Here is a 15549-nt window from a genome sequence, read left to right on the forward strand (position 1 = left end):
CTCCTTGGCTGCACGTAATGCCCTGGCGTTATGCACCGGGGTAATTCTGACCATACCGACCTCGCATTCAATGAAATAAAAACAGAAAAATCAGAGATGTCCGGTGGTCCGGTGCATATACCCTAAGCGTGTTAAATCTTTAAATAAACTAACTTCTAGGAATATGCATAGAAGGTCTGTTACCCAGGTTCGCAGGGAGAACCGGGCTGACGTGGTTGATAGGTCGACGCGGCCCCGGCCGGGCGGGGTGGCGCCTGCGAGGAACAGGCGGCGATGTTCAACGTGCGCGCGGGTGCCCAGCGCGAATTATTGCCAACACGATCCAGAATGCAGTACGTCACGTCCAGCCGGCAGTCGTCGCCCGCTTCGACAATCACCGCAGAGGGCACCCACACCTGCACTGTCAGACCGACGTCCTTGCGCTGGATCGTCGGCAGGTCCAGACGCACGTCGCCCCAACGCAGGGTAATGGCGTCGCCAGTGGTCATATGCGCGTACGGCTCGATGCTCAGCGGAATGCCGCGTCGCACCTGGCTACCGTTGATGCCGTAGCGGCGGATCATGTCGGGGAGGCTGACGGGCGCGAGGTTCTGGTTTTCGTCACTGAACCGAGGCGACGGCTGGCCGCCGGGTGGACAGGTCTTGACCCGCACGTGCGTGACTGCCGAACGGGCCGGGCCGTGGCCGATCTGCATGACCTGGTAGTGAATCTGCGCCGAGCCATCCTGCACAAAGCTGTGCGGGATGCGCAGGCGGGTGGGGGTGCCGATTTTGCACGCGCTCACGCGCCGGGAGTCGGCAAAGCAGTTGTTCCAGAACAGCTCGATCAGGTCGCCTTCCTCCATGCCGGGGTAGGGGGCGATATCCACCTGCAGTTGGGCGGCGGCGAGGGCGTTGATACCGTATCGATTAGCCTGGGGCAGCGTCGGGGCGGTGAGCATGGCCGAGGGTGCAGTGCGCGTCATAAGTAATCTCCTTGATGCAGCCAGCAGCAATCGTTCCGGTGCCCGTGGCGCGAGTGTGCGCAGGGTGCCGAAAGGAACGATTCAGTGAATAGCCGGGATAGGATCCAATCCTCTGGGCCCTAGATAAGAGGGTTGGCCGGCGGGCGTCAATGGCGGCAAAGGGCTAAACGGCGGGTTGGAGCAGATTCAGAAAGAGCTGACGAGGCGGGGGATTTTAAGGTGGGTGCGGCGGTGCGTTTTATTCGTTATCGCGAGGATTTTATGTAGGAACGCGCTTAGGTGAGAGCTGGCTTGCCTGCGATAGCATTGCTGCGGTGTGACTGACACACCGAGGTGCCTGCATCGCAGGCAAGCCAGCTCCCACCTAGGTTTTTCGGGGTGTCAGTGGGCTAAAAACTTGCTCAGGAACTGCTTGGTCCGTTCTTCCTTGGGGTTGGCAAACAGCGCCTTGGCTTCGCCCTGTTCGACGATCACGCCCTTGTCGAAGAAGATCACCCGGTTGGCCACATCCCGGGCGAAGCTCATCTCGTGGGTGACGATGACCATGGTGCGGTTTTCTTCGGCCAGGCTGCGGATGGTTGCCAGTACTTCACCGACCAACTCCGGGTCGAGTGCCGAGGTGGGTTCGTCAAACAGAATTACCTCCGGCTCCATGGCCAATGCACGGGCAATTGCCACGCGCTGTTGCTGGCCACCGGACAAGCGCCGCGGGTAAGCCCCTTCCTTGCCCGCCAGGCCGACCCTGGCCAGCAGCGTACGGCCCAGTTCGGTGGCTGCTTCGCGCGGCATCTTCTTGACCACCATGGGGCCTTCGATGACGTTTTCCAGCGCGGTGCGGTGCGGGAACAGGTTGAAGTTCTGGAACACAAAACCCACGTGCTGGCGCAGGCGCCGCACCAGGCCTTGTTGCTGGTTGAGCGGCTTGCTGCTGTCGATCTCGATGTCACCCACCTTGATGCGACCACTGGTGGGTTCTTCGAGGAAATTCAGGCAGCGCAGGAAGGTGGTCTTGCCGGAACCACTGGGGCCAATGATGGCGACAACTTCGCCTTCCTTGACCTCAAGGTCGATCCCGTTGAGTACCACCTGACCCTTGAATTGTTTGGTCAGTTTTTCAACCACGATCATGCTTCAAGACTCCAGGTCATGCCGGTTGACCCGGTCTTCCAGGCGGTTCTGAAAATGCGCCAGGATGCTCGCCAAAATCCAGTAGATCAGGGCAGCGGAGAGATACATGGTGAAGATTTCGAAGGTGCGCGCAGACACCAATTGGGCCTGGCGGAACAGCTCGGGCACCTGGATGGTAGCGGCCAGCGCCGTGTCTTTTACCAGCGAAATAAAGCTGTTGCCCAACGGCGGCAAGGCCGTGCGCATGGCCTGCGGCAGGATGGCCCGGCGCAGGGTCTGCGCGCGGGTCATGCCGATACTGGCTGCAGCTTCCCATTGGCCGCGCTCGATGGAGCTGATGGCGGCGCGCAGGATTTCACAGGCGTAAGCCGCCATGTTCAGCGAAAAGCCAATCATGGCGGCCGGGATCGGGTCCAGCTCGATGCCCACTTGCGGTAAGCCGTAGTAGATCAGGAACAGCTGCACCAGCAAGGGCGTGCCGCGAAAGAACGACACGTAGACGCGGGCGATCCAACTGACCAGTTTGAAGCGCGACAAACGCATCAAGGCCAGGCCGAAGCCCAGCAGCAAGCCGAAAAACATCCCGCCAAGGCTAAGAATCACCGTGTAGTACGCGCCCTTGAGCAGAAAGGGCGCGGAGTCCAGCGCGAGTTGGAAACCTGCTTCCATTATTGAGTGACGTCAGCGTTGAAGTATTTCTCGGACAGCTTCTTCAAGGTGCCGTCGGCACGCAGTTTGTCGAGGGCCTTGTTCACGGCGTCGAGCAGTTCAGGCTCGCCTTTGCGCAGGGCAATGCCGGCTTCCTGACGGGAGAAGGCATCGCCAGCGGCAGCAGTGTCCGGAGCTTTCTTGGCGTATTCCAGAGCGGCCAGACGGTCGATCAGGATGGCGTCGATGCGGCCGATGCGCAGGTCCTGGAACTTGGTAGGGTCATCGTTGTAGGTCTTGATGATGGCTTTGGGTTGGTTGTCCTTGAGCCATTGTTCGTAGTTGGTGCCCAGGCCTACGCCGACTTTCTTGCCGGCCAGGTCGTCGGCGGTCTTGATGGCGTCAACGTTTTTCTTCAGCACCAGCGCCTGGATACCGGAAACGGTGTAAGGCTTGGAGAAATCGTACTTCTTCTTGCGCTCCTCGGAGATGGTCACTTGGTTGACCACTGCGTCCAGGCGCTTGGATTCCAGGGCCGCGAGGATGCCGTCCCACGGTGTGGCTTGCAGCTTGACCTTGACGCCCAGCTCTTTGGCCAGCGCTTCGGATAGCTCGACTTCGAAACCGCTGAGCTTGCCGCTTTCATCGACGAAGCTGAACGGCGGGTAGGTGCCTTCCAGGCCGATCTTGATCTCGCCGGCCTTCTTGATGGTGTCCAGCTGTTCACCAGCGATGGCTTGGCCCATCAGACCAGCCCCAAGTGCCAAGCCCAATGTGCCAACCAGCAACGTGCGACGCAATACAGAAATAGTCATGAACAGCCCCTGTGTTTTTTATGTTGAGCGAAGCAGGTGACGCAGTAGTCGTATCCTGCCTTAAAGCGCGAAGCGCGTCTTCGCCTTCGGCGCGACTATAAAGCCAGTTTCTAAGACTTGAAAATAATATAAATTTAATTTGTTATTCGTTATTGGAATATGTAATCCATTTAGTGTGGGAGCCAGCTTGCTCGCGAATGCGCTGTATCAGCCGCCGAATGGATGGGCTGACACTCCGTATTCGCGAGCAAGCCCGCTCCCACCTTCTGATCTGCGTTTATTCAATTAAACGCGGTGTCATACGCAAACAACGCCGGCGCTCCGCCGGTGTGCAGGAAAATAATCGGCCCGTCCTCAAACCGCTGCCGCCCAATACCATCGAGCAGGCCGGCCATGGCCTTGCCCGTATACACCGGGTCCAGCAGCAGGCCTTCCTGGCTTGCCAGTAACTTGACCGCAGCCAGGGTGCCGGCGTTCGGTTCGCCGTAGCGCGGGCCGAAATATTCGTCCCACAGGATCACTTTGAACGCGTCCGGAACGCCCACGCCGAGCAACTCAGCGGTGCGTTCGGCCAGGCCTTGCACTTTGGGGAACTGAGCTTGCTCGGTGCGCGACACGGTGATGCCCACCACGGGCAATGTTGGCAGCACTTCGCTCAACGCCAGGGCGAGGCCACTGTGGGTGCCCGCACTGCCGGAGGCGAGTACCACGGCAGCGAACTCAATGCCGCTGGCTTCGATCTGCCCGGCTAACTCCAGCCCGGCGCGTACGTAACCCAGCGCCCCGAGTGCATTCGAACCGCCGATAGGCACCAGGTACGGCTTCTTGCCGTTGCTGCGCAGGCGATCGGCGAGGGCATTGAGTTGGTCGTCAACGTTGTCGAGGTTCTCGACCCGTTCTACTTTGGCGTCAAACAGCTCCAGCAACAGGCGATTGCCGTTGCCCAGGTAGTTCGGGTCTTCGGTGCCGGTCGGGTTCTCCAGCAGTGCAACGCAACCCAGGCCCAACTTGGCGGCCAGCGCAGCAGTTTGGCGCACATGGTTGGACTGGATCGCGCCAGCGGTCACCAGGGTGTCGGCACCCTGGGCGAGGGCGTCGGCTGCCAGGTATTCGAGTTTGCGCAGCTTGTTGCCGCCCATGGCCAGTGGCGTGGTGTCGTCGCGCTTGACGTAAATGTCCCTGCCCAGCCAGGCCGACAGCCGCTCAAGTTTTTCCAGGGCAGTGGCACCGCCCAGCAGGTCCAGGCGGTTAAAACGGTCGAGCTGTTGTTTGATCATGGCGACGCACAGTGGCTAAGTGATTGGGCGACTATAGGCAGGCACTTTTCATCGGGCAACCGCCAATCGCTTATGTCGGTTAGTTCTTAGCATCACACCATTGGTTCTTAAGGGCCGTCAGGGTGCATACCGTAAAGTGATGGGCAATTCGTCAGGAGTGAATACCGTGAGTGAGCGTTCCAGCCATTGGCAATTGCAGACCATCGTCAGCCAGCTGCGCAGCGCCCGGGATCAGTGGCGAACGCGCAATGGCCGCTTGAGTGGCGAGCACGGCGGCCGCGAATTGCCGTCGCGCGAAGCCGTGGCGCAGATTCTTGAATCGCTGTGCGGCGCGTTGTTTCCGATGCGCCTGGGGCCGGTGGACTTGCGTGAAGAGAGTGAAGACTTTTACGTCGGCCACACCCTCGACGTCGCCTTGAATGCCCTGCTCGGCCAGGCGCGCCTGGAGCTGCGCTACGCTGCACGCCAGGGCGGCCAGGACGACAGCGAGGTCGATGCCCTGGCGATCCGCCTGATCCAGGATTTTGCCCTGGCCCTGCCTTCGCTGCGCAGCCTGCTGGACACCGACGTGCTGGCCGCCTACCACGGCGACCCGGCCGCGCGCAGTGTGGATGAAGTGCTGTTGTGCTATCCAGGGATTCTGGCGGTGATTCACCATCGCCTGGCGCACCATCTGTACCGCGCCGGGCTGCCGCTGCTGGCGCGGATCAGCGCGGAGATCGCGCACTCGGCCACGGGTATCGACATTCACCCGGGCGCGCAGATCGGCCCGAGTTTCTTTATCGATCATGGGACGGGCGTGGTGATCGGCGAAACCGCGATCATCGGCGAGCGGGTGCGCATCTACCAGGCGGTGACGCTGGGCGCCAAGCGCTTCCCGGCAGATGAGGACGGGCAGCTGCAGAAGGGTCATCCACGCCATCCGATCGTTGAAGATGATGTGGTGATTTATGCCGGGGCGACGATTCTGGGGCGGATCACCATCGGCAAGGGCTCGACGATTGGCGGCAACGTGTGGCTGACCCGCAGTGTGCCGGCGGGGGCGAATATCACGCAGGCGAATTTGCAGCATGAGGATGGGGCGCAGAAATAGAGAATCAGTACAAAGCCCCTGTGGGAGCGGGCTTGCTCGCGAAGGCGGAGTGTCAGTTACTGGATATGTTGCTGACCCACTGCATTCGCGAGCAAGCACGCTGCCACATTTTTGACCGCATTCCATTTTTGAGCCGTACTTAACGTGGAAATCGCTGAACGATTTACCTCGCGCACTCGTCATACCAATCCCTGAGCTAGTGTAGGAATGACCTACCACTCAGCCCTGCGATTAGTCCAAAACCGCCTATTCATGTTTAACTTGAATGTTCGTTCAAGTTAAACCGGTGGTTCGCTGCCCGCTCACAACAGGAGGCTTACCTTTGCTGAGTCCGTTATTTACAGCCACATCCCACACCCTCGGGGTGCATCGTTCATGAGTGCATCGTCCACCCCATCCAGCGGCATGGTGCGCATGAATGCGCCCGTTTTCTACTTTGCCGCCAGTTTCATCCTGCTATTCGGCATCACGGTCATCGCTATCCCGCAACAGGCCGGTGCCTGGCTGCTGGCTGCGCAAAACTGGGCGGCCAACACGGTCGGCTGGTACTACATGCTCGCGATGACGCTGTATCTGGTCTTCGTGGTGGTCACCGCGCTATCGGGCTACGGCAAGATAAAACTCGGTGCCGACCACGACGAGCCCGAATTCAGCTACCTGTCCTGGGCCGGCATGCTGTTCGCCGCCGGGATCAGCATCACGCTGTTCTTCTTCTGCGTGTCCGAGCCGCTGACGCACCTGGTGCAGCCGCCCCAAGGCGCGCCGATGAACGCCGATGCCGCGCGCCAGGCCATGCAGATCCTGTTTCTGCACTGGGGCCTGCACGGCTGGGGCGTCTTCGCGTTTGTTGGCATGGCCCTGGCGTATTTCGCCTACCGGCATAACCTGCCGCTGGCGCTGCGCTCGGCGCTGTACCCGCTGATCGGCAAACGCATCAACGGCCCCATCGGCTACGCAGTGGATGGCTTTGGCATCATCGCCACCGTGTTCGGCCTGGGCGCCGACATGGGCTTTGGCGTGTTGCACCTCAATTCCGGGCTGGATTACCTGTTCGGCATTGCCCACACCCAATGGATTCAGGTTGGCCTGATCACGCTGATGATGGGCGCCGCGATCCTCGTCGCCGTCTCCGGTGTCGACAAGGGCGTGCGGGTGATGTCCGACATCAACATGCTGCTGGCCTGCGCGCTGCTGCTGTTTGTGTTGTTCGCCGGGCCCACCCAGCACTTGCTCAACACCCTGATCCAGAACATCGGCGACTACCTCGGCGCCTTGCCGACCAAGAGTTTCGATGTGTACGCCTACGACAAACCCAGCGACTGGCTGGGCGGTTGGACGGTGTTCTACTGGGCCTGGTGGATTGCATGGTCGCCGTTCGTGGGCCTGTTCATCGCGCGTATTTCCCGTGGCCGTACCATCCGCGAGTTCGTGTTCGGCGTGCTGCTGATCCCGCTGGGCTTTACCCTGGCGTGGATGTCGATCTTCGGCAACAGCGCCATCGACCAAGTGCTCAACCACGGCTTGACCGCCCTCGGCCAGTCGGCCATCGATGACCCGTCGATGAGCCTTTACTTGCTGCTGGAAACCTACCCATGGAGCAAGACGGTCATCGCGGTCACGGTGTTCATCAGCTTCGTGTTCTTCGTCACCTCGGCCGACTCCGGCACCGTGGTGCTGTCGACCTTGTCGTCCAAAGGCGGTAACGCCGATGAAGACGGGCCTAAATGGCTGCGCGTGTTCTGGGGCGCAATGACTGCGTTGGTCACCAGTGCCTTGCTGTTTGCCGGCAGCATCGATTCGCTGAAATCGGCGGTGGTGCTGACCTCGTTGCCGTTCTCGCTGATCCTGCTGCTGATGATGTGGGGGCTGCACAAGGCGTTCTACCTCGAATCGCAAAAGCAGATTGCCCAGTTGCATTCGCTGGCGCCGGTATCGGGCTCACGCAAGGGCACCGGCGGTTGGCGCCAGCGCTTGAGCCAGGCGGTGCATTTCCCGTCGCGCGATGAGGTGTACCGGTTCCTTGAGACCACGGTGCGCCCGGCGATCGAAGAAGTGACGGCGGTGTTTGTCGAGAAAGGCCTCAGCGTCGTCACCCAGCCCGACCCGTCGAACGACAGCGTCAGCCTGGAAATCGGCCACGGTGAAGAGCACCCGTTCGTGTATCAAGTGCAGATGCGTGGCTATTTCACGCCGTCGTTTGCGCGCGGCGGCATGGGCTCCAAGCAGCTCAATAACCGTCGCTATTACCGCGCGGAAGTGCACCTGAGCGAGGGCAGCCAGGACTACGATTTGGTGGGCTACACCAAGGAGCAGATCATCAACGACATCCTCGACCAGTACGAGCGTCACCTGCAGTTCCTGCACTTGGTGCGCTAGTCCCCTGTGCTTGCCCGCGATCACATCAGCTCGGTGTTGAGATACACCGAGCTGGCTGCATCGTGGGCAAGCCCGCTCCCACATAAAACCCCGCAAAGCCCCGTTCTACGGGGCTTTCTTAAATTTAATTTCATTCGTTCAAGCCCCGGTTTGACGCGTAACTGTCATCTGGCCACTGCGTAATTGTGTGAAGCGTTTGACGCTTTCATTTCAGAACAGTGACGGAGACCGGTAACAATGAAGACGTTAATAAGCCCCGTGGTGGGTGTCGCCATGGCGAGCTTTATGCTGTCCGCCCACGCCGATTTTATCGACGACAGCCACGCCGATGTGACCTTGCTCAACCGCTACCTCAACCAGCAAGGGCGTGATGTGGTGAACAGCAACGCCAAGGCCCACAGCATTCGTGATTGGGGCCAGGGTTTCGAGTTCAACTTCAAGTCGGGCTACACCGATGGGCTGGTTGGTTTTGGCCTCGATCTGCAGGCCTTCTATGGCTTGAAACTGGACTCTGGTGGTGACCTCAATGACAAGGACCACCAAGGTCGCTACCCCGGCAGCATGTTCCCGTTGGACAACGGCAAATCCGCCGACCAGTTTGGTGTACTGAGCCCCACATTCAAGATGCGCTTTGCCAAGGATGAGCTGCGCGTGGGCACGCTGTACGGCAACAACCCGGTGCTGGCCAACACCGACGGGCGCCTGTACCAGCAGACCAACACCGGTGTGCAGCTGGTGTCCAAGGACCTTACCGATTTCACCTTCACCGGCGGCGATATCTTCAAGACCAAGATCCGCAACGAAACCGGCGACCAAGGCATGATCACCGCCGGTGGCACCAAAGAGAGTGACCGCTTCCTGTTCGGCGGTGCGGACTACACCGGCATTCAGAACACCACCGTCAGCCTGTGGTATTCCAACCTTGAGGATTACTACCAGCAGTTCTTCCTCGGCGCCAAACGGCATGATGCGTTGTCTGTGGGCGCCATCGACACCGACGTGCGCGTGTTCCGCAGCCTGGGTGTGGGCGCCAACGCCGATGGCGACAAAGACTTCGCCGGGGCCGGCCTCTACGGTGACGGCACCAGCAAAGGCCGCATCAACCAGACCACCGCCAGCTTGCTGGAGAGCTACAGCCTGGACGGCCATACGGTCGGCCTCGGTATCCAGAAAAACAGCGGTGACAGCGACTTCCCGTACCTGGATTCGGGCTTGAACAGTGGTGACGCACGCCAAGGCCCAGGTTCAGGTGCGGACACGCCGGCGCTGACCAACATGCAGCTGAACAAATTCCAGCACGCCGGCGAGCGTACCTGGCTGGCGCAATACAAATATGACTTCGGCAAGCTGGGCCTCACCGGCCTGACATTCTCGGCCGCGTATGCCCACGGCGATGACATCCGCACAGCGCAGGGCGACACCAGCGAATGGGAACGCAACATCGCGGTGGCCTACCAAGTACCCACCGGCACTCTCAAGGGCCTGGGCGTAACCTGGAAAAATGCCCACGCCAGCCCGGACATTACCGGCGCCACTGTGCAAGATGAAAACCGCTTCTATGTGAGCTACGTCGTTCCACTTTGGTAGGAAATTGCTGTAAAAGAGACGGGCATAGTTAAGCGATTCAGCGGCTTAAAAGGCCTGGGAATAACCTTATTCCCAGGCCTTATTTGCCCCTAAGCCCAGAGAGGATTCGATGACGTACATTGCTGCCGAAAACCGCTATGAATCTATCCCTTATCGCCGCGTAGGCCGCAGTGGATTGGTGCTGCCCGCACTGTCCCTGGGGCTGTGGCACAACTTTGGCGACAGCACCCCGATCGACACCCAGCGCGCGTTGCTGCGCACCGCGTTCGACCTGGGGATCAACCACTTCGACCTGGCCAACAACTACGGCCCGCCCTATGGCAGCGCCGAGATCAACTTCGGCCGTTTGCTGCGCGAAGACTTCAAGCACTATCGCGACGAACTGATCATCTCCAGCAAGGCCGGCTGGGACATGTGGCCCGGCCCTTACGGTCAGGGCGGCGGTTCGCGCAAATACGTATTGGCGAGCCTGGACCAGAGCCTGCAACGCCTGGGCGTCGACTACGTGGATATTTTCTACTCCCACCGTTTTGATGCCGACACCCCGCTGGAAGAAACCGCCAGCGCCCTCGCCACCGCCGTGCAACAGGGCAAGGCGTTGTACATCGGTATCTCGTCGTATTCCGGCGTGAAAACCCGCGAGATGGCCGCGCTGCTCCAGGAATGGAAAGTGCCGCTGCTGATCCACCAACCGGCCTACAACCTGCTCAACCGCTGGGTGGAAAAAGACCTGCTGGACACCACCGAAGAACTCGGTACCGGCGTGATTGCCTTCACGCCGCTGGCCCAGGGTTTGCTCACCGACAAGTACCTCAATGGCGTGCCGGCGGATGCGCGGGTTAATCGTCCAGGGGGTGGTTCGCTGCAGGCCAAGCACTTGTCCGAAACCAACATCGCCCACGTGCGTGCGCTGAACGAAATTGCCAAGCGTCGTGGCCAGAGCCTGGCGCAACTGGCGCTGGCCTGGACCCTGCGTGACCCACGGGTGACCAGTGCGCTGATCGGTGCAAGCCGGCCGGAGCAGATTATTGAAAACGTCGGGGCGCTGCAGAACTTGAGTTTCAGTGCTGAGGAACTGGCGGAAATCGATCGGTTTGCCCAGGAAGGCGGGATCAACCTGTGGGAAAAACCATCGACCGCTGAATAACCTGATAGCACCGGGTCAATGTGGGAGGGGGGCTTGCCCCCGATGGCGGTGTCAGTCGCGTAACCCGTTGACTGACCCAGAGCTATCGGGGGCTTGCCCCCGATGGCGGTGTCAGTCACGTGACCCGTTGACTGACCCAGAGCTATCGGGGGCAAGCCCCCTCCCACATTTTATGTGCAGTGTGGCGAGAACGGCACGTCCCCTAGAATCGTCGCGCGGTGCATCACTCGCCGTTGTGGCCGGTAGTCATCGACCGCTGAATAACTTGATAGCACCGGGTCAATGTGGGAGGGGGCTTGCCCCCGATGGCGGTGGCAGTCACGTGACCCGTTGACTGGCCCAGAGCTATCGGGGGCAAGCCCCCTCCCACATTTTATGTGCAGTGTGGCGACTAGAACGGCACGTCCCCAAGAATCGTCGCGCGGTGCATCACTCGCCGTTGTGGCCGGTAGTGATCGACCGCTGAATAACTTGATAGCACCGGGCCAATGTGGGAGGGGGCTTGCCCCCGATGGCGGTGGCAGTCACGTAACCCGTTGACTGACCCAGAGCTATCGGGGGCAAGCCCCCTCCCACATTTTATGTGCAGTGTGGCGACTAGAACGGCACGTCCCCAAGAATCGTCGCGCGGTACATCACTCGCCGCTGCGGCCGGTAGTCATCGACCGCTGAATAACCTGATAGCACCGGGTCAATGTGGGAGGGGGCTTGCCCCGATGGCGGTGGCAGTCACGTGACCCGTTGACTGACCCAAAGCTATCGGGGGCAAGCCCCCTCCCACATGTTATGTGCAGTGTGGCGACTAGAACGGCACATCCCCAAGAATCGTCGCGCGGTACATCACTCGCCATTGTGGCCGGTAGTGATCGACCGCTGAATAACTTGATAGCAGCGGGTCAATGTGGGAGGGGGCTTGCCCCCGATGGCGGTGGCAGTCACGTGACCCGTTGACTGACCCAAAGCTATCGGGGGCAAGCCACCTCCCACATTTTATGTTCAGTGTGGCGACTAGAACGGCACGTCCCCAAGAATCGTCGCGCGGTACATCACTCGCCGTTGTGGCCGGTAGTGATCGACCGCTGAATAACCTGATAGCACCGGGTCAATGTGGGAGGGGGCTTGCCCCCGATGGCGGTGGCAGTCACGTGACCCGTTGACTGCCCCAGAGCTATCGGGGGCAAGCCCCCTCCCACATTTTATGTGCAGTGTGGCGACCAGAACGGCACATCCCCAAGAATTGTCGCGCGGTACATCACTCGCCGTTGTGGCCGGTAGTCATCTACCCCTGAATAACCTGATAGCACCGGGTCGATGTGGGAGGGGGCTTGCCCCCGATGGCGGTGTCAGTCACGTGACCCGTTGACTGACCCAGAGCTATCGGGGGCAAGCCTCCTCCCACATTTATGTGAAGTGTGGCGACTAGAACGGCACGTCCCCAAGAATCGTCGCGCGGTGCATCAGTCGCCGCTGTGGCCGGTAGTCACCGACCGCTGAATAACCTGATAGCACCGGGTCAATGTGGGAGGGGGCTTGCCCCCGATGGCGGTGGCAGTCACGTGACCCGTTGACTGACCCAGAGCTATCGGGGGCAAGCCCCCTTCCACATTTTATGTGCAGTGTGGCGACTAGAACGGCACGTCCCCAAGAATCGTCGCGCGGTGCATCAGTCGCCGCTGTGGCTGTAATGATTGACCGCTGAATAATCTGATAGCACCGGGTCAATGTGGGAGGGGGCTTGCCCCCGATGGCGGTGTCAGTCACGTGACCCGTTGACTGACCCAGAGCTATCGGGGGCAAGCCTCCTCCCACATTTATGTGAAGTGTGGCGACTAGAACGGCACATCCCCAAGAGTCATCGCGCGGCACATCACTCGCCGTTGTGGCCGGTAGTCACCGACCGCTGAATAACCTGATAGCGCCGGGTCAATGTGGGAGGGGGCTTGCCCCCGATGGCGGTGTCAGTCACGTAACCCGTTGACTGACCCAGAGCTATCGGGGGCAAGCCCCCTCCCACATTTTATGTGCAGTGTGGCGACTAGAACGGCACATCCCCAAGAATCGTCGCGCGGTGCATCACTCGCCGTTGTGGCCGGTAGTCATCGACCGCGTAATGCTGGGTCACGCGGTTGTCCCAGAACGCTACGTCGTTCTCCTGCCAGCGCCAGCGGATGGTGAACTCTGGCCGTGTCGCATGAGCAAACAACAGCTTGAGAATGGCTTCGCTTTCAGCCGGCTCCAGCTCATTGATCCTGGTGGTAAACCCATCGCTGACAAACAGCGACTTGCGCTCACTCACCGGGTGCGTGCGCACTACCGGGTGCGACAGCGGCGGGTTTTTCTTGCGGGTTTCTTCCCAGCGCGCCAGGTCTTCGGCGGTGTTGCCAAAGCGCTCCAGCGGGAAGGACTTGGTGAAGTCATGAGTCGCCGTCAGGCCATCGAGCAGGCGCTTGAATGGCTCAGACAGCGCTTCATACGCCGCAATGCCACTGGCCCACAACGTGTCGCCACCAAACGCCGGCAGCAGCTTGGCGCTGAGCACCGCGCCGAGGGCCGGAGTGGGCAGGAAGGTCACGTCGGTGTGCCACACGGCGTTGTCACGCACGTCGGTCACGGCGGTATCCAGGATCAGCACTTCGGGCTGCTCCGGCACGTTGGGGTAAATCGGGTGAATGTGCAGGTCGCCAAAATTTGCCGCGAACCGCGCCTGTTGCTGCGGGGTAACGGCTTGGCCACGGAAAAACAGCACCGAGTGGGTGAGCAACGCCTGCTCAATGGCGTCGCGCTGTTCCAGGTTCAGCGGCTGGGTGATATCGACGCCACTGATCTGGGCGCCCAGGGCGGTGCTTAAAGGCGTAACGGTCAGGCTGCTCATGCTCTTCTCACTCAATGTGCCTGGCCATGCCAGGGCACCCATTTACGCTGCAGGGCACGCAGGCCCATTTCCATGGCGAAAGCGATCAGGGCGATCACCAGAATCCCCAGCACCACCACATCGGTGACCAGGAACTGCGCCGCCGACTGCACCATAAAACCCAGGCCGCTGGTGGCGGCGATCAACTCGGCCGCAACCAAGGTCGACCAGCCTACGCCCAGGCCGATGCGCACACCGGTGAGGATGTCGGGCAGGGCGCTGGGCAGGATCACGTGGCGAATCAATTGGGCACGGGTGGCGCCCAACGATTGCGCGGCCCGCAGCTTGGCCGGGTCGACGGTGCGCACGCCGGTGGCAGTGGCGATGGCGATAGGCGCGAAGATCGCGAGATAAATCAGCAGCACCTTGGACAGCTCGCCGATGCCGCACCAGATCACGATCAGTGGCAGATAAGCCAGCGGTGGAATCGGCCGGTAGAACTCAATCAGCGGGTCGAGAATGCCGCGCGCGATACGGTTGGCACCGATGGCAATGCCCACCGGCACGGCGGTCAGCACCGCAAAACCCAGACCCAGGCCAATGCGCTGCAGGCTCGCGCCCAAGTGCTGCCACAAGGTGGAATCCATGTAGCCGGTGGTCGCCAGCAGCCAGCCTTTTTGCAGCACGGCGGACGGTGGCGGCAGGAACAGCGGTTCGATCAAACCGGTGGCAGTCACCGCCCACCAGAGTGCCAACAAGGCAACCAAAGTGAGCACGCTGATCCAGCGTGTGCTCAGGCTGCGACGCACTGGAATAACGGCGTGAGCCACCGGCTTGGCGGCGGTGGCGGGGAGTTCGTAACTGCTCATGCGGACACCTGCCGTTGCGAGAACACTTTGCCCAGCACGTGCTCGCGGGTTTCGATAAAGCGCGGGTCGGACTTGATCGCGCGCGCCGATTCACCGGCGGCGTAGCGCTGGCCGAAGTCCAGGTGCAGGCGCTCGACGATCTGGCCTGGGTTGGGCGCCAACAGGATCAAATCGGTGGCGAGGAACACCGCCTCTTCGATGTCATGGGTGATCAGGAACACCGGCTTGGCCGTGCGCCGCCAGACTTGCAGCAGCAACTCCTGCATCTGTTCGCGGGTGAAGGCATCGAGGGCGCCAAAGGGTTCGTCCATCAGCAGCACACGCGGGTCGGCCGCCAGCGCGCGGGCCAGGCCCACGCGCTGTTTCTGGCCGCCGGAGAGTTGCCAGATACGGCGCCTGTCGAAGCCGGCGAGGTCGACCAGCGCAAGCATTTCCCGGGCGCGTACTTCGCGTTGTGCCTTGGGCACGCCAGCCAGTTCGAGGCCGAAGCCGACGTTGGCCAGCACGTCCTGCCAGGGCAGCAGGGCGTCGTCCTGGAACACTACGCCGCGCTCGGCGCTGGGGCCTTTGACCGGCACGCCATCGAGGGTGATGCGCCCGGCAGAGGGTTCGACGAAACCGGCAATCAGGTTCAACAGCGAGGTCTTGCCACTGCCGGACGGGCCGAGAGCTACCAGCAATTGCTGGGGCCCAAGGTCCAGTGAAATATCCGACAGTACCGGTTCTGTGGCGCCTGGGTACTGTGCGCTGATGCGCTCCAGTTGTAGCAAGGCCATCGCAATGAACTCCTTGA

Annotated in this window: 12 protein-coding genes and 3 pseudogenes; 4 read left to right on the plus strand and 11 right to left on the minus strand. The window is 60.9% G+C overall.

Translation table 11 applies throughout. The features are described 5' to 3' along the window. Positions 1 to 179 precede the first annotated feature (179 nt). The 5 genes from C4J83_RS01200 to C4J83_RS01220 all read right to left on the minus strand — a co-directional run bounded on the left by C4J83_RS01200 (position 180) and on the right by C4J83_RS01220 (position 4833). Complete coding sequence (locus C4J83_RS01200) at positions 180 to 965, minus strand: hypothetical protein (protein WP_124416174.1); 786 nt, start codon at positions 963 to 965, stop codon at positions 180 to 182. 381 nt (positions 966 to 1346) lie between these two features. Next, positions 1347 to 2093: an L-cystine ABC transporter ATP-binding protein TcyN gene (gene tcyN / locus C4J83_RS01205; RefSeq protein ID WP_106577394.1), complete on the minus strand. Its 747-nt coding sequence runs from the start codon at positions 2091 to 2093 to the stop codon at positions 1347 to 1349. A gap of 3 nt (positions 2094 to 2096) precedes the next feature. Further along, positions 2097 to 2762, minus strand: coding sequence for a cystine ABC transporter permease (gene tcyL / locus C4J83_RS01210; protein WP_106577395.1), 666 nt, complete (start codon positions 2760 to 2762; stop codon positions 2097 to 2099). Next, complete coding sequence (tcyJ, locus tag C4J83_RS01215) at positions 2762 to 3556, minus strand: cystine ABC transporter substrate-binding protein (RefSeq protein ID WP_106577396.1); 795 nt, start codon at positions 3554 to 3556, stop codon at positions 2762 to 2764. The genes tcyL and tcyJ overlap by 1 nt, the downstream gene beginning before the upstream one ends. 281 nt (positions 3557 to 3837) lie before the next feature. Then, a complete protein-coding gene (locus C4J83_RS01220; RefSeq protein ID WP_106577397.1) occupies positions 3838 to 4833 on the minus strand; it encodes a D-cysteine desulfhydrase in 996 nt (331 codons plus the stop codon). 166 nt (positions 4834 to 4999) lie between these two features. Here C4J83_RS01220 and epsC point away from each other — a divergent pair, with 166 nt between their 5' ends. The 4 genes from epsC to mgrA all read left to right on the plus strand — a co-directional run bounded on the left by epsC (position 5000) and on the right by mgrA (position 11036). After that, entirely contained in the window at positions 5000 to 5926 is a 927-nt protein-coding gene (gene epsC / locus C4J83_RS01225) for a serine O-acetyltransferase EpsC (protein ID WP_106577398.1), read from the plus strand. Between the two features lie 414 nt (positions 5927 to 6340). Further along, a complete protein-coding gene (betT, locus tag C4J83_RS01230; protein WP_164487965.1) occupies positions 6341 to 8302 on the plus strand; it encodes a choline transporter BetT in 1962 nt (653 codons plus the stop codon). A 237-nt stretch (positions 8303 to 8539) separates the two neighbouring features. Continuing rightward, positions 8540 to 9889 carry an OprD family outer membrane porin gene (locus C4J83_RS01235; protein ID WP_124416175.1) on the plus strand — a complete coding sequence of 450 codons (1350 nt, stop codon included), beginning with the start codon at positions 8540 to 8542 and terminating at the stop codon, positions 9887 to 9889. Positions 9890 to 9998: 109 nt separating this feature from the next. After that, a complete protein-coding gene (mgrA, locus tag C4J83_RS01240; RefSeq protein WP_106577401.1) occupies positions 9999 to 11036 on the plus strand; it encodes an L-glyceraldehyde 3-phosphate reductase in 1038 nt (345 codons plus the stop codon). A gap of 170 nt (positions 11037 to 11206) precedes the next feature. On the opposite strand, the pseudogene C4J83_RS01245 reads toward mgrA, so the two are convergent. The 6 genes and pseudogenes from C4J83_RS01245 to tauB form a co-directional block, all read right to left on the minus strand. Then, positions 11207 to 11296, minus strand: a pseudogene (locus C4J83_RS01245) (hypothetical protein); the annotation flags it as partial. A 337-nt stretch (positions 11297 to 11633) separates the two neighbouring features. Next, positions 11634 to 11708: pseudogene (locus C4J83_RS30635) on the minus strand (hypothetical protein); the annotation flags it as partial. Between the two features lie 524 nt (positions 11709 to 12232). Beyond that, positions 12233 to 12322 (minus strand): annotated as a pseudogene (locus C4J83_RS30640) (hypothetical protein); the annotation flags it as partial. Between the two features lie 749 nt (positions 12323 to 13071). Then, a complete protein-coding gene (tauD, locus tag C4J83_RS01270; RefSeq protein ID WP_124416176.1) occupies positions 13072 to 13908 on the minus strand; it encodes a taurine dioxygenase in 837 nt (278 codons plus the stop codon). A gap of 11 nt (positions 13909 to 13919) precedes the next feature. Continuing rightward, positions 13920 to 14756: a taurine ABC transporter permease TauC gene (tauC, locus tag C4J83_RS01275; protein WP_106577403.1), complete on the minus strand. Its 837-nt coding sequence runs from the start codon at positions 14754 to 14756 to the stop codon at positions 13920 to 13922. Beyond that, the gene (gene tauB / locus C4J83_RS01280) at positions 14753 to 15532 is read right to left on the minus strand and encodes a taurine ABC transporter ATP-binding subunit (RefSeq protein ID WP_119738202.1); all 780 of its coding nucleotides are present in this window, start codon (positions 15530 to 15532) and stop codon (positions 14753 to 14755) included. Before tauB ends, tauC begins: the two co-directional genes overlap by 4 nt. Positions 15533 to 15549 lie beyond the last annotated feature (17 nt).

The sequence above is a fragment of the Pseudomonas sp. LBUM920 genome (assembly GCF_003852315.1).
Classification (GTDB): domain Bacteria; phylum Pseudomonadota; class Gammaproteobacteria; order Pseudomonadales; family Pseudomonadaceae; genus Aquipseudomonas.